The sequence below is a fragment of the Paraburkholderia piptadeniae genome, assembly GCF_900007165.1.
Classification (GTDB): domain Bacteria; phylum Pseudomonadota; class Gammaproteobacteria; order Burkholderiales; family Burkholderiaceae; genus Paraburkholderia; species Paraburkholderia piptadeniae.
The window spans coordinates 71,652-90,088 of the sequence record NZ_CYGY02000064.1 but is presented as its reverse complement, the minus strand read 5'-3'; the positions used below and the strand labels follow the sequence as shown (position 1 = coordinate 90,088).

18 protein-coding genes and 1 riboswitch are annotated in these 18,437 nt (G+C 66.2%); of the genes, 1 reads left to right on the top strand and 17 read right to left on the bottom strand.

Annotated elements, in window-relative coordinates; all coding sequences use genetic code 11:
- Positions 1-116: 116 nt before the first annotated feature.
- The gene (locus BN2476_RS31095) at positions 117-857 is read left to right on the top strand and encodes a class I SAM-dependent methyltransferase (protein WP_087738030.1); all 741 of its coding nucleotides are present in this window, start codon (positions 117-119) and stop codon (positions 855-857) included.
- Positions 858-983: 126 nt separating this feature from the next.
- Here BN2476_RS31095 and BN2476_RS31090 read toward each other — a convergent pair whose 3' ends face one another.
- The 17 genes from BN2476_RS31090 to BN2476_RS31010 all read right to left on the bottom strand — a co-directional run bounded on the left by BN2476_RS31090 (position 984) and on the right by BN2476_RS31010 (position 17,668).
- Positions 984-1,412: a hypothetical protein gene (locus BN2476_RS31090; RefSeq protein ID WP_087738029.1), complete on the bottom strand. Its 429-nt coding sequence runs from the start codon at positions 1,410-1,412 to the stop codon at positions 984-986.
- A gap of 103 nt (positions 1,413-1,515) precedes the next feature.
- On the bottom strand, positions 1,516-2,742 hold the full coding sequence (locus tag BN2476_RS31085; protein ID WP_087738028.1) for a beta-ketoacyl-[acyl-carrier-protein] synthase family protein: 1,227 nt from the start codon (positions 2,740-2,742) through the stop codon (positions 1,516-1,518).
- Positions 2,739-3,965, bottom strand: coding sequence for a beta-ketoacyl-ACP synthase (locus tag BN2476_RS31080; protein WP_087738027.1), 1,227 nt, complete (start codon positions 3,963-3,965; stop codon positions 2,739-2,741). The genes BN2476_RS31085 and BN2476_RS31080 overlap by 4 nt, the downstream gene beginning before the upstream one ends.
- Positions 3,965-4,690 (bottom strand): 3-ketoacyl-ACP reductase FabG2, encoded by a 726-nt coding sequence (locus BN2476_RS31075; protein WP_087738026.1) that lies wholly within the window; start codon positions 4,688-4,690, stop codon positions 3,965-3,967. Before BN2476_RS31075 ends, BN2476_RS31080 begins: the two co-directional genes overlap by 1 nt.
- Entirely contained in the window at positions 4,687-5,169 is a 483-nt protein-coding gene (locus BN2476_RS31070; RefSeq protein ID WP_087738025.1) for an ApeP family dehydratase, read from the bottom strand. Before BN2476_RS31070 ends, BN2476_RS31075 begins: the two co-directional genes overlap by 4 nt.
- 36 nt (positions 5,170-5,205) lie before the next feature.
- Positions 5,206-6,390 (bottom strand): beta-ketoacyl-[acyl-carrier-protein] synthase family protein, encoded by a 1,185-nt coding sequence (locus BN2476_RS31065; RefSeq protein WP_087738024.1) that lies wholly within the window; start codon positions 6,388-6,390, stop codon positions 5,206-5,208.
- On the bottom strand, positions 6,387-8,804 hold the full coding sequence (locus tag BN2476_RS31060; protein WP_087738083.1) for an MMPL family transporter: 2,418 nt from the start codon (positions 8,802-8,804) through the stop codon (positions 6,387-6,389). The genes BN2476_RS31065 and BN2476_RS31060 overlap by 4 nt, the downstream gene beginning before the upstream one ends.
- Positions 8,804-9,475 (bottom strand): LolA family protein, encoded by a 672-nt coding sequence (locus BN2476_RS31055; RefSeq protein WP_087738023.1) that lies wholly within the window; start codon positions 9,473-9,475, stop codon positions 8,804-8,806. Before BN2476_RS31055 ends, BN2476_RS31060 begins: the two co-directional genes overlap by 1 nt.
- Positions 9,463-9,900 carry an acyl-CoA thioesterase gene (locus BN2476_RS31050; protein ID WP_087738022.1) on the bottom strand — a complete coding sequence of 146 codons (438 nt, stop codon included), beginning with the start codon at positions 9,898-9,900 and terminating at the stop codon, positions 9,463-9,465. The genes BN2476_RS31055 and BN2476_RS31050 overlap by 13 nt, the downstream gene beginning before the upstream one ends.
- The gene (locus tag BN2476_RS31045; protein WP_087738021.1) at positions 9,897-11,492 is read right to left on the bottom strand and encodes an HAL/PAL/TAL family ammonia-lyase; all 1,596 of its coding nucleotides are present in this window, start codon (positions 11,490-11,492) and stop codon (positions 9,897-9,899) included. The genes BN2476_RS31050 and BN2476_RS31045 overlap by 4 nt, the downstream gene beginning before the upstream one ends.
- Complete coding sequence (locus tag BN2476_RS31040) at positions 11,479-13,245, bottom strand: glycosyltransferase family 2 protein (RefSeq protein ID WP_087738020.1); 1,767 nt, start codon at positions 13,243-13,245, stop codon at positions 11,479-11,481. Before BN2476_RS31040 ends, BN2476_RS31045 begins: the two co-directional genes overlap by 14 nt.
- Positions 13,242-14,945 carry an ApeI family dehydratase gene (locus tag BN2476_RS31035; protein WP_087738019.1) on the bottom strand — a complete coding sequence of 568 codons (1,704 nt, stop codon included), beginning with the start codon at positions 14,943-14,945 and terminating at the stop codon, positions 13,242-13,244. The genes BN2476_RS31040 and BN2476_RS31035 overlap by 4 nt, the downstream gene beginning before the upstream one ends.
- The gene (locus BN2476_RS31030) at positions 14,942-15,592 is read right to left on the bottom strand and encodes a COG4648 family protein (protein WP_438942913.1); all 651 of its coding nucleotides are present in this window, start codon (positions 15,590-15,592) and stop codon (positions 14,942-14,944) included. The genes BN2476_RS31035 and BN2476_RS31030 overlap by 4 nt, the downstream gene beginning before the upstream one ends.
- Before the next feature lie 47 nt (positions 15,593-15,639).
- Positions 15,640-15,897, bottom strand: a complete 258-nt coding sequence (locus BN2476_RS31025) for an acyl carrier protein (RefSeq protein WP_087738017.1) — start codon at positions 15,895-15,897, stop codon at positions 15,640-15,642.
- Entirely contained in the window at positions 15,894-16,193 is a 300-nt protein-coding gene (locus BN2476_RS31020) for a phosphopantetheine-binding protein (RefSeq protein WP_087738082.1), read from the bottom strand. Before BN2476_RS31020 ends, BN2476_RS31025 begins: the two co-directional genes overlap by 4 nt.
- The gene (locus BN2476_RS31015; RefSeq protein WP_087738016.1) at positions 16,174-16,968 is read right to left on the bottom strand and encodes a lysophospholipid acyltransferase family protein; all 795 of its coding nucleotides are present in this window, start codon (positions 16,966-16,968) and stop codon (positions 16,174-16,176) included. Before BN2476_RS31015 ends, BN2476_RS31020 begins: the two co-directional genes overlap by 20 nt.
- Complete coding sequence (locus BN2476_RS31010) at positions 16,952-17,668, bottom strand: beta-ketoacyl synthase chain length factor (protein WP_087738015.1); 717 nt, start codon at positions 17,666-17,668, stop codon at positions 16,952-16,954. Before BN2476_RS31010 ends, BN2476_RS31015 begins: the two co-directional genes overlap by 17 nt.
- A 531-nt stretch (positions 17,669-18,199) precedes the next feature.
- Positions 18,200-18,384, top strand: a riboswitch (yybP-ykoY riboswitch).
- Positions 18,385-18,437: the final 53 nt, after the last annotated feature.

The window sequence follows — 18,437 nt, the reverse complement described above, 5'->3', positions numbered from 1 at the left end:
TCAAATAGCCCATCATTGCGTATCGCACACGCGACATCCGCGAGACCCGCCAGCGATTACAATGTCGCGCAATCTTCAAGAAATCAAACCAGGACCAACGATTCACGGGGAACAACGTGCAGTCCACCGAAACATCCAGCGTGCCCTTCGTGGCGGAGACGGCCTTCGGCGTCTGGTTCCTCCGCACCCATACCTGGGAACATCATGTTCTACGCGTCGCGATCAACGATCTGAAGCGCCTGATCGATACGCCGCTGCCCGCTTCGCCCGTGATCGTCGATGCCGGTTGCGGCCAGGGTATTTCATTCCGGCTGCTCGCGCAAACGTTCAAGCCGGCGCGCATCGTCGGCGTGGACTTTCATCGGCCGTCGCTCGGGCTTGCCGCGCAATCCGCGCGCAACTGTCAGGATCACGCCGATACCCGCTCGACGCAGATCGAACTGCTGCATGGCGACTGCGCGAATCTGCCGTTGCCCGACGCGAGCGCCGACATCGTCTTCTGCCATCAGACGTTCCACCATCTCGTCGAACAGGAACGCGCGCTCGCCGAATTCCACCGCGTGCTGAGGCCTGGCGGCGTGCTGCTGTTCGCCGAATCGACCGATGCGTACATCAAGTCGTGGGTGATCCGCCTGCTCTTCCGCCACCCGATGCACGTGCAAAAGAGCGCGGACGGCTATCTCGACATGATCCGTCGAGGCGGCTTCACGTTCGGCGCGCGCAACGTGTCGCTGCCGTATCTGTGGTGGAGCCGCGCGAAGGACTTCGGCCTGCTCGAACGTCTGCGCATTTATACGCCGAAGCCCGGCAAGCGCCGCGAGACGCTCGTCAACGTCGCGGCCGTCAAGACGGCCTGATCGTATCGAGGGACGCCGGGCATCGGCGATGTCCGGCGGCGTCCTCACGCGTTAGCAATCGTCGCGCCTGCCCGGCAGGTGAACGCCGTTGCTCCATCTCGCAGTGCGTTCATGCCGTCGATTGTCTCAGTTCGCTTCGAGCGTCACGACATCGCCGCGCACGGCAAGCGTCGATCCATTCAGGCTCGCGCCGCAAGTGAACTCCGTCGCGGATGCCGTGATCGTGCTTTGAAAGCGCGTCTTCACGTTGATGACGGCATTCGCGTGATGCTCGCGCGCATAGTCGCGCAGTTGTTGAAGCGCCTTCGTCAGCGCGAGATTGCAGGTCGCCTCCTTGCTGCTTTCCGGCTGGCGGTTCACACGCACGGCAAACTCCTTGTTGCCGAACGTCTGCTTGACGGGCGCATGCGCGTCGTCGCCGAAATAGAGCGCGACGTCCTGCGCGTTCCGTGTCTGCAACGCGGCCGGCATCGGCAGCGAGCTGATCCTGGTCGTACAGCCCGCCTGCGTCAGCAAAACGGCCGCCACCAGCCCCAACGTCATTTTCGTTTTCATTGTTCGACTTCCTTTTTTCGTTGTTTATCGCGCGTGCTACTACACTCGTGTGCCTGTAATTCGTCCCGGGTCCCGTCCCGAGATTCGTCCCGACAGGCGGCGGTCAAATCCTTGCGAACATCAAACTCGCGCAACTGCCGCCGAAGCCGAACGACACCGACATCGCACTATCGATGCACGCGTCGCGCGTCGCCTGCACGAGCGGCAGGGTCTGCGCCAACGGCTCGATGTGCTCGATGCCCGGCGTGCCCGCGATGAAGCCGTCGCGCATCATCAGCAGCGTATAGATCGCTTCGTGCGCGCCGCATGCGCCGAGCGGATGTCCCGTGAGTCCTTTCGTCGATGAAAACGGCGGCACGTCGGCGCCGAATACCGTTTGCAATGCGCGCAGTTCTTCGAGATCGCCGAGCGGCGTCGACGGCGCGTGCGTGTTCACGTAGCCGGGGCGCGCGCCTGCTTCGTCGAGCGCGGCCTTGATCGCGCGCGCGATGCCCGCCGCGTGCGGCGTCACCATGCCTGCGCCATCCGTGCTGTGGCCGAAGCCCGTCAGCTCCGCGTAGATGCGCGCGCCGCGCGCGAGCGCATGATCGAGCGCTTCGAGCACCAGCACGCCGCCGCCCGAGGCGATCACGAAGCCGTCGCGCGCCGTGTCGTACGGACGCGATGCGCGCGCGGGCGCGTCGTTGAAGCGGCGCGACAGCGCGTGCATCGCGTCGAACATTAGCGTCATGTTGTCGTGCAGGCATTCGCTGCCGCCCGCGAGCACAATCTGTTGACGCCCCGTCTGAATCAGCTGCATCGCCTGGCCGATTGCAAGCGTCGATGTCGTGCAGGCCGACGACGGCGAATACGTGACGCCTTCGATGCCGAACACCTGCGCGACATTCGCGGACGCCGTGCTGCTCATCGCCTGCGGCACCGTATACGGCGGCGTCCTGTCGATACCGCGCGCATTCGCCACGGCCACCGCTTCGTCATACGCGGACATCGTGCCGACGCCCGAGCCGATCACGGCGCCCGCATCCGACGAGCGCAGCGCAGCGGGATCGAGACGCGCATCGTCGACGGCCTTGCGCGCCGCGTGGCACGCAAAGCGCGCGGTGTCGCCCATGAAGCGCTCGAACTTGCGCTCGAACGGCAGCTCGCCCACCACCGATGCGACGCCCGCGACCCGCGTGCCGAAGCCGCGCGCGCGCCACGCGTCGACATGCGTGACGCCGCTGCGCCCTTCGCGCAGCGCGGCGCTGACTTCATCGAGCGTATTGCCGAGACAGGACACGATGCCCATGCCCGTCACGACGACACGCTGCAAGCGTCGCTGACCGCTCATCGAACGCGCCTGAAAATCAACGACGTATTGATGCCGCCAAACGCAAAGTTGTTGCTCATCGCGTACTCGGCGTCGATGCTGCGTCCCTCGCCCCGGATGTAGTCGAGCGGCGCGCAGGCGGGATCGACGTCGGTGAGATTCAACGTCGGCGCATACCAGTTGCGCTTCATCATCTCGATCGTCCACCACGCTTCGAGCGCGCCGCACGCACCGAGCGTATGGCCGACGTAGCTCTTCAGCGATGAAATCGGCATGCGCTCGCCGAAGGTTTGCGCCGTCGCCTCGCTCTCCGCGATATCGCCGCGATCCGTCGACGTGCCATGCGCGTTCACATACGCGATGGCCTGCGCGTCGAGCTTCGCGTCTTCGAGCGCGAGCTGCATCGCGCGCGCCATCGTGTTCGCCGTCGGCTGCGTCATGTGCGCGCCATCCGAGTTGCAGCCGAAGCCGACGATCTCCGCGTGAATCGTCGCGCCGCGCGCCTTTGCGTGCTCGTACTCTTCGAGCACGAGCGTCGCCGCGCCCTCGCCGACCACGAGACCGTCGCGCTTCACATCGAACGGGCGCGGCGTCAGATGCGGCTCGTCGTTGCGCGTGCTGGTCGCATAGAGCGTGTCGAACACGGCCACCGCTGGCCCCGACAGTTCTTCCGCGCCGCCCGCGAGCATCAGCGCCTGCTTGCCCGTCGCGATCGCTTCGTACGCGTAGCCGATTGCCTGGCTGCCCGACGCGCACGCCGACGATGTCGGCACGATGCGGCCTTTCAGGTCCCAGAAGAGGCTCACGTTGACGGCCGTCGTGTGCGGCATCATCTGCACGTAGCTGTTCGATGTGACGTTGGTCATCGCGCCCGTTTCGAGCATCGCGCCGAACGCGCGTATCGGCTCGACGGAGCCGGACGACGAACCATAGGCGACACCCATGCGGCCGTCCTTGATCGATGCATCGTCAGCGAGGCCCGCGTCGGCGAGCGCCAGTTCGCTCGCGCGCACCGCGTACATCGACACCGTGCCCATCGATCGCGTCTTCTTGCGCGGCCATTGCGCGGGTTGCTCGAACGCGGGCAACGGACACGCGAGGCGCGTATGCAGCGACTCGAAGTAGTCCCACTCCGGCATGCGACGCACGGCATTCCGGCCCGCCTTCAACGCCGCTTCGATCTCGTCCCAGCGGCTGCCGAGCGCCGTGACGCCGCCCATGCCCGTAACGACGACTCGCTTCATCAGATCATCCCGCCATTGACGCCGATTACCTGGCGCGTCACATACGAGGCCGCATCCGACATCAGGAAGCTGACCACCGACGCGACTTCAGCCGGTTGACCGACACGGTTCATCGGCACGGTCTTCAACGCGTGTTCGAGCGGCACGTCGTCGAGCATGCCCGTTTCGATCAGCCCGGGCGCCACGCAGTTGACCGTGATGCCGCGCGACGCAAGCTCGACGGCGAGCGCCTTCGTCGCGCCGATCAGCCCCGCTTTCGCCGCGCTGTAGTTCACCTGGCCGCGATTGCCGATCACGCCCGACACCGACGCGATCGTCACGATGCGGCCGCCCTTTTTCGCGCGGACCATCGGCATCGTCAGCGGATGGATCACGTTGTAGAACGCGTCGAGTCCCGTTTCGATCACGACGTCCCAGTCTTCGTCGGTGAGCGCGGGAAAGGCGGCATCGCGCGTCACGCCCGCGCTGCACACGATGCCGTAATACGGACCGTGCGCGGCCACATCCGCTTCGAGCACTTCGCGGCACGCGGCGCGCTCGCGCACGTCGAACTGCAGCACGCGCGCCGAGCCGCCTTGCGCCGCGATGCCCGCCGTGACGGCTTCCGCTTCGCCGCGGCCCGTGCGGCAATGCACGGAGACAGCGAAGCCGTCGGCGGCCAGTTGATACGCAATCGCGCGGCCGATGCCGCGGCTCGCGCCCGTTACGAGAACTCGCCGGCTCATGTACTGAGACTCCCTTCGATGAACGTCTGAAAATCGCCCGGTTGAAAGACCTTGATGACGGCCTCCGCATGGCGCGCGCCGTCATGATCGATCGTGCATTCGTACGCGCTGTGTCCCTCTTCGCTGCGCAGCACTTCGTGCACGCCGATCGTCAGTTGCACATCGCGCGCGAACGCGCTCACGTGTGCCTTGTAGCTGCGCGTGCCGAGCAGCACGCCCGGACGCGCATGGCCGCCCGCGCGCATCGCGAGCAGCGCGATGTGCGCGGCCACCGCTTGCGCCATCAGCTCGATGCCGATCCACGCGGGCATCGCGCCGCCAGCGTCCGCGTACCATGCGTCGCCGCGCACGGCCGCATAGGCCGTCAGCGCAACGTCGCTGCATGCGCTCACGCCGTCGATCAGCAGCATCGTGCCCCGATGCGGCAGGATCGTGTCGATCGGCGGAAAAATTTCGTTGGTCTCGGGTGTGGCCGTCATGTCGTTATGTTTTTGCTGCGTGGCATTCGATGCGGCTCAACGCGCCAGTATCAGGCTGACGTTGCTGCCGCCGAACGCAAACGAATTGCTCATCACGTACCGCGCGCCGCCATTGCGCGGCACATGCCGCTCGTCCTGCACGAGATCGAGCGCGGGCAACGCCGGGTCCGCTTCGCCGTCCCATTGATGACGCGGCATCGCCACGCCGTCGCGCGCGAGCGTGAGCCACGCGAAGCCCAGTTCCGTCGCGCCCGCCGCGCCGAGCTGGTGCCCCGTGAACGGCTTCGTGCCGCTTGCGGGCACGCCGTTCGCGAACACGCGCGCCATCAGATGCGCTTCCATGTCGTCGTTCTTGCGCGTGGCCGTTGCGTGCAGATTCACATACGCAATCGCCGATGCTTCTATGCCTGCGTCTTTCAGCGCGTCGCGCAACGCGAGCTCGCCGCCGACGCCATGCGGGTCCGGCGCGGAGATATGATGCGCGTCGCTCGATTCGCCCGCGCCCGCGAGGCGCACTTCGCCTTCGTCGCGCGTCATCAGAAACACGGCTGCGCCCTCGCCGACGTTGATGCCGTTGCGATTGCGGCTCATCGGATTGGTGCGCGTGATGCTCGTCGATTCGAGCGACGCGAAGCCCTGCACCGTCAGCTCGCACAGCGTATCGACGCCGCCGACGACCATCGCGTCGCACAGTCCCAGTTGCAACAGACGGCGCGCCGACACGAACGCCTTGGCGCTGGACGTGCACGCCGTCGAAATCGTGAACGCGGGGCCCTGCACGTCGAGCGCGGCGGCCGCGAACGGCGCGGCCGTGCCGATCTCCATCTGCCGGTAGTTGAAGTTGTCGGGCAGCTGGCCCGCTTGTGCCTGATGAACGAACGCGACTTCCGCTGCATCGATGCCCGATGTGCTCGTGCCGAGCACGACGCCGATGCGATGCGAGCCGTAGCGCTCGCGCGCCGCTTCGATCGCGGGGCTAATCTGCGCGAGCGCCGCGAGCAGCATGCGGTTGTTGCGGCAGTCGAAGCGCTTCAACGGTTCGGGCGGCGCGATGTCGAGCGGCGTGGACACGCGGCCGACGAACGCGTCGCCGATGCCCGTGTGCATCAGCCCCATGCCCGGCGATTGCGCCGCCGCGAGCGCGGGCACGATCGAATCGACGTCGCCGCCGAGCGCATTGACCATGCCGAGCGCGCGCAGATAAACAGATGGCAGCGTCATGCGGCTCTCCTCGTTGCGGATCTTTCCTGATGCGGCATCCCGATCGGCGCAAGCAGCACCGACACGAGAATACCGAGCGCCAGCGTGGCGCCGAAACTCTTCAATGCGGGCATCTCTCTCATGCCGAGCATGCCGAACGACAGCAGCGTCGTCGCCGCCGACAGCAGCACGCCCGTCCACACAGCGCCGAGATCGGCGTGATCGCGCAGGCAGCCTTCGCGCAGAAACACCGCATAGTTTGCGCCGACGCCGAGCACCAGCATCAGCGCGAGACAGTTGAACAGATTGAGCGGCACGCGCGCGTAGCCGAACGCGGCCAGCGTCACGCCGATCGCGAGCAACACGGGCAGCGTGGTCGCAATGCCGCCGCGCGGCTTGTAGCGCACCATCAGCAGCACCAGCACGAGCAGCAGCGCGAGCGCGAGCCAGATGCCGCTATCGACGCGATACGCGCCGAAGAGCTTCGACACGCTCGCGGCCTTGTCGACGAACGCGACGCCTTCGACGGAACGCGCGGTGTTCGTCAACGTTCGAACGTTTTCGGGCGTCACGCGTTGCGAAATCACGATGGCCGCATAGCCGCGTTCACCGCGAGCGTCCACCGCGCCCAGCCACAGATGACGATATGGCTGCGACCATTTCGCCGAGAGCCACTGTTCGACCGTCAGCGGCGCGGCGTTCGACTTTGCGTACGAAGCGAGCCAGGCATCGGCGACTTCATCGCGAAAGCCCGCTTGCAGCAGCATCGAACGAAGCGCGGTGGGATCGCTGAAGACGTGCTGCGCGAGCACCGCGTGCGCATCGGCCTGACGTTGCGCCGACGGCACGAACTGCGTGACCGATTGCCAGCCGTCCACCGATTGCGCGCCGCTCAACGCATCGAGCTTCGCGCCGAGCGCTTCCGCGCGCTGCAATACGACCTCTTGCGACGGACCGCGCACGACGAAGAACTGCGCTGTGTTATCGACGCCGATCGCACTGCGCACCTGATCTTCCTGCGCCACCAGCGATGCATCGCGCTGGATCAGCAGATGGATGTCGTCGTCGCTCGTCAGGCGCAGCCAGCCGGGTATCGCGGCGAACACGAGCACGCCCGCGACGATCCACGCGCGCCGTCCGCCGATCGCCGCATGCCAGCGCGCGAGCAGCGCGGCGGCACGCACGAAGAGACGCCGTTGCGCGCGCTTCGGCCCTTTGACGAGCAGCACGGGCAGCAGCCAAAGCACGGACGCGAACGCCGTGCAGATGCCCGCAATCGCAAAGCACGCGATCTGCTTGAGCGCCGGAAACGGCACCCACGCGAGAATTGCGTAGCCGAGCAGACTCGTCGCGAGCGCGACGCTCAACGCGGGCCGCACCGAACGCGCACCCTGCCGCGCATTCCAGCCTCGCTGCGCGCCGAGATAGACGACGAAGTATTGAATCGAATAATCGACGGCCTCGCCGATCAGGCTCGCGCCGAACACGAGCGTCAGCAGATGCAGCTTGCCGAATACGAGCATCGTGACAGCGAGCGCGCACACGATGCCGAGCGCCGTCGACACGAAGCCGAGCAGCAGCAGACGCGGTGAGCGGAACACCCACAGCATCAGCAACGCAATGCCGCACGCGGACGCGACGCCGATCAGATGCACTTCGCGCTCCGATGTGCTGCGCGCCGCCTCCGCATAGAACACGGCGCCTGTGCGCGCGACACGCGCATCGGGATAGCTCGCCTTCAGCGACGCCTCGGCTTTCGCGGCGGCCGACAGCACCGCGCGCTGCGTCTGCGTTTCGTATGCGGAGCCGGACAGCGTCGTGACGACGAGCACGCTCGTCCTGTCGCCTCGATGCGCGACGAGCATGTTGTCTTCGAGATCGAGATTCGATGTCGCGAGCGGCAAGCTCGCGAGCCAGTGTTCGAGCCAGCCGAACGGATCGTCGGCGAGCTGCGTTGCGAGCGGGCCGCGCACCGGGTTGTAGATGCGTTGCATCAGCGCATCGTGCAGCGGCATCGTGTTGCTTGCGAGCGCATCGCGGTCGTCGCGCGTCAGCAGGCCGAAGCGGTAGGGCATGTACAGCGCGCCGATCTGCGACATGTCGAACGGCGGCAATTCCGCCGTCACCGAGCCGAACGCGCCGCTCTTTTGCAGCGCCGCGCCGAACTCTTTGGCAGCCGCTTTCGCGTGATCGGCGTCGTGGCTCGTGACGAGAAACACGGTGCGGTCGCCGAGCGCGTTGGCGAGCGTATCGACGGCTTTTTCGGCGACAGGATCGGCTTCCGTCGCGGGCAGCAGCGCGAGCAGGTTCGTCTCCAGCGGCGACGGCCCCATGAAGCGATGAACGCAGTAAAGCGAAGCGGCGAGCGCGAGCACGAGCCATGCGGCCCGGATGCCCCACAACTGCGTCTTCGTCCACTGTCGCGCCAGCAGCATCATTGCGCTCCGAGCAGCGTCCGTTCGCCGGGCGCCAGTTCGCTGACAGCTTCGCTCTTTGCGAACTCGATCTGCGTGACGTCGCCGTTCGCGAGCGCGATGCGCAGCGTCTGCAGGAATTCACCGCCCGTCATCTGCAAGCCCTTGATCGATTGCGCGAGCTGCGGCTGGTTTGGCTTCAGTTCGAGCTTCCATTGCGAAGCCGTACCTTGCGCGTCGACGTCGAACTGCGAGTACAGCGCGGACAGATCGCCGCCGAGCATCGCGCGCATCATCTTCGATACCTGCGCAACACCCCTGACGCCTTGCGCGCTCTTCGTGCCGATGCGCTTGCCGTTCGCATCGACTTCGCTCACGCCGGCGTCGCCGATCACGTAGGTCGCCTTGTACGGCGTGTCGATGCGCCAGATCACGCCGCGCTCGCGAAAGAACACGAGCGAGCCCGTGCTGACGAGCGGCTGCTTCATCGCAGAGAGCGTCTGCGTCTGCGTGAACTGCGCGCGCACGCCCTTCGTTTGCGCGAGACGCGCGGTGATCTGCGAGACGAGCGCCGCGTTGGCGTTCTGCGCTTGAGGCTGCGTCTGATCTGCAGCATGCGCGGTCGTCAGCGTGCTCAAGCTCGCGGCAAGCAATGCTGCCGTCAGCGCGGCGCGAAGTGTCAGCGTGCCCATGCGCGCTCCAGCTTCTCGAACACGACGGGCGGCGAGACGAACTGCAACTCCTGCGTGGCGGCGTCGACGGCCACCTGAATCGTGTAGCCCTTCGTCAGCCGCGCACCCGTCGCGCAATCGACGATTTCATAGCCTATTTTCAGGCGGTTTTCGAATTCGAGCAGTTCCGTGCGCACGTCGAGCCGCTGGCCGTAGGTCGCGGGCCGCACGTACTTCAGATGCGCCTCGACGATCGGCCACAGATAGCCCGACGCCTGCATCTCGCGGTAGTCGTAGTCGAACGCGCGCAACAGCGCAGCGCGGCCGATCTCGAAGTACTTCAGATAATGGCCATGCCAGCAGACGTTCATCGCATCGACATCATGAAACGGCACTTCGACGAGCGCGCTTGCCGTCAATGTCTTGCCCTGAAGACGCTCGTTCATCGCACGCCTCCCGCGACTTCGACGAGCGCGCAATCGGCCATGCGCGCCGTCAACGCGCGCAGATCGCTCTCGAGCGCACGGTCTTCGTCGACGAACGGCGACAGCGCCGCGACCTGTCCCGCGAACGCGCGCAGCGGCGCTGGCACAGGCGTCGCGCCGTCGATGCGCATGCGCAGTTCGAGCGCCTGCACCGTCGCGAGCGTGTGCGCGGCGGCGACCTGCTCCGTCAGTTCGAGCACGCGCAGGCAGTCGCGCGCGGCGATCGTGCCCATGCTGACCTTGTCCTGATTGTGCGCTTCCGTCGAACGCGAGAACACGCTTGCGGGCATCGTGTGCTTGAGCGCCTCAGCCGTCCACGCCGACGACGAAATCTGCACCGCCTTGAAGCCGTGATTGATCGGCGCGCGAGCCGACGTTGCACCCGACAGGTTGCGCGGCAAGCCGTTGTTGAACTTGTCGTCGACGAGCAACGCCAGTTGCCTGTCCATCAGATCGGCGAGATTCGCGACGGCTGTCTTCAGTGCGTCCATTGCGAACGCGATATGGCCGCCGTAGAAGTTGCCGCCATGCAGCACCCGCTCGCCATCGGGATCGATGAGCGGATTGTCGTTGGCGCTATTGAGTTCGTTCTCGACGTCGCGCCGCACCCACGACAGCGCATCGACGGTAACGCCGATCACATGCGGTGCGCAGCGGATCGAATAGCGGTCCTGCAAACGATGGCCCGGAGTATCGTCGCGGCCCGCGAGATCCGCGCGTATCCATGCGGCCGCATCGGCCTGGCCCGCGTGCGGCTTCGCTTCGAAGATCAGTGCGTCGAAGTGCGCGGCGCGGCCGTCGAGCGCGACCGTCGCAAGCGCCGTCAGGCGCGCGGCAAGACGCGCGAGATGCCCGGCGCGCGCGAATGCGAGGCACGCGAGCCCCGTCATCACGGCCGTGCCGTTCATCAGCGCGAGACCTTCCTTCGGCGCGAGCGTAAGGGGCGCGTGGCCGAGTTGGGCCCATACGCCCGCGGCATCGCGCAGCGTGCCGTCGAACATCACGTCGCGTTCGCCGACGAGCGCCGCGGCCACATACGAAAGCGGCGTGAGATCGCCGCTCGCGCCAACCGACCCTTCGGCCGGAATGCGCGGCAGCACGCGATGATTGATCAGATCGGCGAGCCGTTCGAGCAGCACGGGACGCACGCCGGAAAAGCCATACGCCAGCGAGTTCAGACGCGCGGCGATTACGGCGAGCGTCTGCGCGTCGTCGAGATACGCGCCCATGCCGCAGCCGTGATAGCGCGTCAGTTGCAGCGGCAGCGCTTCGACGAGTTCCATCGGCACGTCGACGATGCACGCATCGCCATAGCCCGTGTTCACGCCATACACCGTTTCGCCCGCCGCGAGATGTCGGTGCAGAAAATCCGCGCCGCGCTGGATGCGCGAGCGCCACGCGGGATCGCCGCTCAGCGCGACGCTCGCACGTCCCTTCGCAATCGCGACGACCTCTTCGATCGACAGCCTGCGTCCGCCGATCACCACCGCGCGCGGCGTTGCTGCATGCACGGCATGAGCGTGCGTATCGTCGATCAGATCATGTTCTGACATTCGCGTCTCCGTGTGGGATGCCACCCGTTATCGCTTTTCGGGGACGCGCCCAGAAATCGAAGAAGTTGAACCATTGATAAGGCGCCTTGCGGCAATAGTGCTCGAGGCGCGACGCATAGCGCTGCGCCCATGCCGCGATGTGCTGCGCACGTTCGCGGCGCGGCAGGTCGATGCGCTCGGCGAACGGCTCGAAATACATGCGATAGCGTTCGCGGTTTCGTTCATCGCGCTCTTTCAGGCAGAAGAACAGATACACGGGGCAGCGGAGCGCATGCGCGAGCACATATGGCCCTTGCGCGAACGGCGCCGTCGCGCCGAGAAACTGCGCGTCGGTCGTGCGGCCCGATTCGCGCGCGGGCACGCGGTCGCCGACGATCACGAGCAGTTCGCCCGCATCGATGCGCTCCAGCATCATCATCGACGTCTCGGGCCCGAAGTCGCTCACCTGCACGAGACGCTTCGCGAACTCGCTGTTCGCCGTCGACAGCACGCTGTTGAAGCGCTTTGCGTGCTCGGTGTAGACGATGGCCGTGACCTTCGCATGGCCGCCGCTCCACGCGAGCGCGCGCGTCATTTCGAGGTTGCCCAGATGCGCTCCGATCACGAGCGCGCCGCGCCCGCTCGCGACGAGCGCTTCGAACGCGGCCGCATCGTCGAAGACGACGTCGTTCGAACCGATGCGGCCCGACCACGCTGCGAGCTTGTCGAGCCCCGATTGCGCGAACGCGAGCATGTGCCGGTAGGCCGAACCCCAGCCGGGGCGCGGCGTGCGTCCGCCTTGCGTCGAATGGGCGAGATGCGCGAAGTAGTCTCGCGAAGCATCGCGTGCGGCGCGGCCCGTCAGCAGAAAATACGCGACGACGGGATGCAGCCACAGCGCGGTGAAGCGCATGCCGAACAGCTTGCAACTGAGCGCGAGCAGCGTCATGCCGAGGCGGCTGCCGCGTTCGGCGATGCGCCACCACTTCGCATCGTCGCCGCTGGCAATAACGGCGGATTTGCGCGGCATGAACTTGTGCGCGAGCAACATCGGCAAACGCAGCAGCATCCCGCACACTAGCCGTGTATGGCTCGCGCTGATGCGCACGTTGTCCCACAGCACGTCGAAGTGCGAGACGCCATCCGTCGCATACGTGACGCGGGTCGGAATCGCGTGGAACGCGAGACGGCGCCAGTAGAGGCGCACGAGGATCTCGATGTCGAAATCCATGCGCGTCGGCAGATCGACGCTGTCGATCAACGCGCACGCGGCGTCGAGCGGATACAGGCGAAAGCCGCACATCGAATCGCGGATCGTGAACGACAGCGTCTCGATCCACACCCACACATGCGTCAGATAGCGGCCATAGAGACGCGCCTTCGGCACGCTCTTGTCATAGACAGGCCGGCCGAGAATCACGGCACCCGGCTCGTCGCGCGCGGCAGCGATGAAAAGCGGCACGTCGTTCGCGTCGTGCTGGCCGTCGGCGTCGATCTGCAATGCGTGCGTGTAGCCGGCGCGCTTCGCGGCACGCAGTCCCGCCATCACGGCCGCGCCCTTGCCGCCGTTGACGGCCAGGCGCAGCAGCGTCATCCGATGGCGGTACTGGCACGCCAGCTTCGCGAGCACGGCTTGCGTCGCTTCATCGCTGCCATCGTCGACGACGAAGATGGGCAGGCCATGCACGATCAGACGCTCGACCGTGCCACCGATCGCATCCTTGTGGTTGTAGATCGGAATGACGATGCACGCGGCGAAACCGACTTCGCTCATGCGCGCTCCCGATACACGATGACGCCCGACGAGCAGTCGCGTCCGTCGAGCCGAAACGCGAACTGCACGCGCCGCCGCGCCGCGTCGTGCGACAGCTTCAGGTCGAGCATCGCGCCGGGCATCACGGGCGCGGTGAACTTCAGGCGATCGACGGATTCGATGTCGCGCACGCCCGTCACATGCTCGGCGGCGAGGCGGATCGCCCAGTCGAGCTGCACGACGCCGGGCAGAATCGGCAGGCCGGGAAAGTGGCCTTCGAAATGCGCGAGCGTCGGCGGCACGCGCAGCGCGTAGTACAGGTCGTCACCGCTGCGCGCTTCCGACAGCAGTTCGAAGCCTTCGGCGCGCGCGTCGAACGTGGCGGCAACGGCCGCGACGGGCAGCTTGCCGCGCGCATCGAACGGCAACGCGATGCGAAAGCGCCAGTGACGCGGCAGCACGACCACGTCGAAATACGCGGCGAGATGGCGGCGCAACGTCTTCGCGAGCGCGACACGCCCTTCGCCGCGCAGCGCGTCGCTGCCCGCATCGTTGAGCGCGACCACGGCACCGACCCGCTCGCGCGATGCGCCCGCGAGCGGCACCACGCAAGCCTGCGCGACATACGGATGCAGCGCGAGACGCGCTTCGACTTCCGGCAGCGACACGCGCTTGCCGTCGAGCTTGATCACGCGATCGAGCCGCCCTTGCAGACGAAAGCGGCCGTCGTCGTCGAATGCGATCGCGTCGTCGGTGCGATGCCAGTCGTCATGGTCCAGATGTGGCGAGCGCACGAAGAGCGCGCCGTCTTCGCCGCGCCGCACTTCGACGCCGTTGACGGGCCGCCACGCCGCCGTTTCGTTCTGCCGGCGCCACGCGATGCCGCCCGTCTCCGTGCTGCCGTAGATCTCGATCGGCGCGCTGCCGAAGGCCGCCGTGTATTCCGCGGCAGCTTCGGCGGAAAGCGGCCCGCCCGACGAAAAGAATGCGCGCGGCGCAGGCGTCAACGCCGCGAAGCCTGGCAACGCGGGCCAGCGCGACAGTTGCGCCGGCGACGACACGACCACGGCCGCGCCGCATTGCTCGATGCGCGACTGCACATGGTGCGGCTCGTTACAGACGGCGCGATCGAACGCGCGTCCGGCCGCGAGCGGCCACATCACGCGAAACAGCAAACCGTAGATGTGATGATGCGGCACGCTCGCGAGCATCGTCGCATCGCCGATGCGAGCACCCCACTCGCATTCGAGCGTGTGCACTTCGGCGTTGAACTGCGCGAGCGTCTTGTGGATCGGCTTCGGCGTACCGCTGCTGCCCGATGTGTAAAGCGTAAGCGGCGCATTCGGATCGATCTCGAAGGATGCAACGGGCGCGGCTGCTTGCGCGTCGGCATGCGGGCGGACGTCGGCATCCGTCAGCACGGCATCGTAGGCATCGGCCAGATCGGCGAGATAGCCGGGCGTTGCGTTCGCGGGAATCACGGGCTCTTTGCCGCATGCGAAGAGCGCGAACAGCGCGCACGCGAAATCGAACGGATCGTCGATGCACAGCGCGTAGCGATGCGCATGCGCGCCGCGCAATCGCACGGCGATCGCGGCGACGCGCGCGCGGAACGACGCGAAGTCGATCGTCGCGTTGGCCTCGCCGTCGCGACGCGTGTTGCGGCAGACGGGCACGCGAGCGTCGCGGCCGCACGACAGCAGATCGTGCAGCGCGATCATGCCGCCTCCGAACGCCGTGCGTGCGGCTGGATCACCAGATAGCGCCACGCGATTTCACCCACCAGCAGCACGCCGATCAGTCCATACGCAATCGCGCCGTTATACAGCGACCACGCTTCGCGCGACCAGTACAGCGCCGTGTAGAGCGAGAACGCGCCATTGAGCACGAAGAACACACACCAGATCTGCGTCACGCGGCGCGTGTAGCGGATCGCGGGTTCGCCGAGATCCGGCGTGCCGATGCGCGCGAATTTTTCGATCATCGTCGGGCCGCGCACGAGCGTCGCGCCGAACGCGATCAGCAGTCCGAGATTCACCAGCGACGGATAGATGCGCAGCAGCAGCTCGCTATTGGTCCAGACGATGGCAGCAGATGCAATGCTCAGCATGAACGCCACGCTCCAGTCGACACGCGTGAGTCTGCGCAGCGACGCACCAAACGCGCCCGTGCCCGCGCAACGCTGCAACCATAGCAGAGCGAACAGCAGACAGCCGACATAGCGCGGCGTGTCCCAGAACCACGCGCACAGAATCACGGCGGGATACGCGAGCTTCGCGACGATCGAGAGCGCGAGGCCAGCCCAGCCGTGCCCGTTTGCTGCGGATGCGTCGACGCCGTCATGCGGCCGTTGTGCCGAGGCCTGCATGTGCGACTCGTTCGAAGCGTCGCGTGCGCGCGAACGTTGCGCGTGCATCAGCCCTGCGCCGCGAGCAGCGACTCGACGGCAACGATCACGTCGCCGACCGTGCGCACCGACTTGAACTCCTCCGGCTTGATCCGGCGGCCCGTCATCTCCTGTAGCTTGATCGCGAGATCGACGGCATCGATGCTGTCCAGATCGAGCTCTTCGAACAGATGCGCGTCGGGCGTCACGCGTTCGGGCTCGATCGCAAAGTTCTCTTTGAAGATCGCGCGGATGCGCTCAAGAATCTCGGTGTCGGTCACGGTCATTCCCCTTTCTTTGTGGTTTCGCCCGACTCATGCGCCGGTTCGCGCTGGCTCGCCACCAGCGCTGCAAGCGTATTGATCGAGCGGAAGTGCTCTCGCGTGCGTTCGTCGTTCGCCGCGATCGTCAGTTGATAGTGTTTGCGCAGCACGATGCCGATTTCGAGCGCGTCGATCGAATCGAGGCCGATGCCGTCGGTATCGAAGAGCGGCGCATCGTCGTCGATGTCGGCGGGCGTCAGGTCTTCCAGATCGAGCGCTTCGATCAGAAGCTGTTTGATTTCAAGCTTTAAAGAATCCATAGTCGAACAGGTGCCGGGTGATGTGTGCTTCGATTGCGCTCGTCACCGCGCGCGCGGCGAGCGCGGGCGGTTCGTCGTGCGCGGCCAGCCCGTCCGCGCCGACGGGTTCGAGCACGTTGACGCGCATGCGGAACGCGCGCTCGGGCACGTTGTACCAGCGCATGCCCTTCGTGAATGCCGGCGGATCGCAGTCCATCAGGACGGGCAGGATCGGCGCGCCGGACTTGAGCGCCATATGCGCGAAACCGCGCGAAAAAGCATGCATCCGGTTGCGCGCCGGGCTGCGCGTGCCTTCCGGAAAGATGATCATCGTATTGCCGCGCGCCAGTTGCCGCGCGCCCGCCTCGACGAGCTCGACGGGGTCGGCATTGCTCACGTACTCCGCGGCGCGCACGACGCCCCAGAAAAACGGATTGCCCCAGTGCGCGCTCTTCACGACGCAGCACGCATGCGGCGTCAGCGACAGCAGCACCATCACGTCGAGCCACGTCGGATGATTCGCGACGACGATGGCGGGGCCCTCGCCGTTGCGGCGCAGCGCCTCGACGCCGCGCGCATCGAGCTCCATCACGCCCGCCCGCCGCAGCACGGCGACGAGCGCGCGGAAGAACGCATGAACGATCGCGGTCACGGCGCGCTGCTTCGACGCGCGATGCGGCCATATCCACGCGATGGGGAACAGGATCAGCGAAAAGCCGAGTCCGCAGACGCCGAACGCCGTGAACGCGAGCGCCGTCGCCACGAGGCGCCACCGATAGTCAAGCCACGCCTTCATGCCAGCTCCATGTCCAGGCGGCGTGCTCGCCGCGCCACTGCGCGGCCGTGCGCGTGTCGAGGCAGTGATGCACGGCCTGGCTCTGCGTCGCAAAGACAGTGCCCGACGGTGCTTCTTGTGGTGTGTCCGTAGCGGCGTTTGTCACGGCCTTGCGCGCGCACGACAGCCGGCCCGTCGCGGCTGAATCGCCCAGCAGGATCGCGAGCGCGCCGCCGTGCACTTCCTCTTCGATGGTGCCGTAAGCGGGATCGGCGGGCTCGTCGGCGTAGACGAGCAGCACGGGTGTCGACGGGTCGGTCGCGTATTGGGCGTGCGCTTCGAGCAGCGCGTAGCCGAGCGTTTCCGCGCCCGCGGACAGCGCGCTCGCGGCTGTGCGGTCGCCGCGCGAGATGCCGAACACGCCCGTCATCGCATTGAGCACGGAAAGACTGAACGAAGTCGGCGAGACGGGCTCGCCCGCGCTGATGTTGCGCAGAATGTCGGTCGTGCGGCGCAGCTCGCCGTGGCGCGAGGCGAAAACGATTCGCACATTGGGGTGGTCGGCGGCGCAATCGTGCGCGACCTTCAGCGCGACCCGCGACAGCGTGCTCAGACGACGCCGCACCATCGGCTCGATGAAGCCAAGGTCGGGGGCGACGGCTGCGACGGCAGGCCACGAAGACCAGCGAGCAACCGGAATTGTCCAGTGCAGATCGGGCATATCGGTGTTCGCGCGTGAAGGCTGCTGGCGCCGTGGGCGCGCCTGCCGTCGACAGCACGTGAGGCGCGCTACTCCGGGGCGGGGCGCGACGCCTGGGTGACTCCAGGATTGACTTAAGGAATCACCGAAATAACGGCACGCAGCGATGATTATTTAGGGCGGAATGTCAAAACTGGGCTTTCGTCTGGTAATTACCTCGGCCGCCCAAAATGATACAGAGCATTCTGGCCGAAATCAGCCAGAAAAGACGTATCCATCTGTATCCGTCTCTTGCACGCGACGAAAGCGTTTTCCTGCGCTTCCTGCGAGGCAGCAGCCTTGTTCCAAGGGGTTTCGCCGCGCCCGGCCGAACACGGGGACGGAACAGTAGCACGGGTTTTGTTACTTCCCCATTCCAGTGGGCGACACGCGACAGTTCCGTTAAAAATCGACATTGGTGCTCCGCGCCGCAGCGGCTTGCTGTAAGCGTGCGAAGAGGCGCCACAAGTTGCGCAAGGCGCGGCTCTGCCGCACAGGCCACCGTGCTATACTCCGTCGCTCATTGGGGAGTAGCCGCCCTGCTTCATGCCCGCGCAACGGTTCGGTCAGATCGAACAGCGAGCGCAGCGCGCATGAATCGCGGGGGCGCCTGTCAACAGACTTGGCCATATCGGCCATGGCAGACGCAGCCTCTGGCCTGGCGAGACCGATGATCCACCACCGCCGCTCTAGGGCCCGGCGCGTCGTGGGTCGTCGCTCGCACACATCTCGGCCCGGGGAATCTATCAAA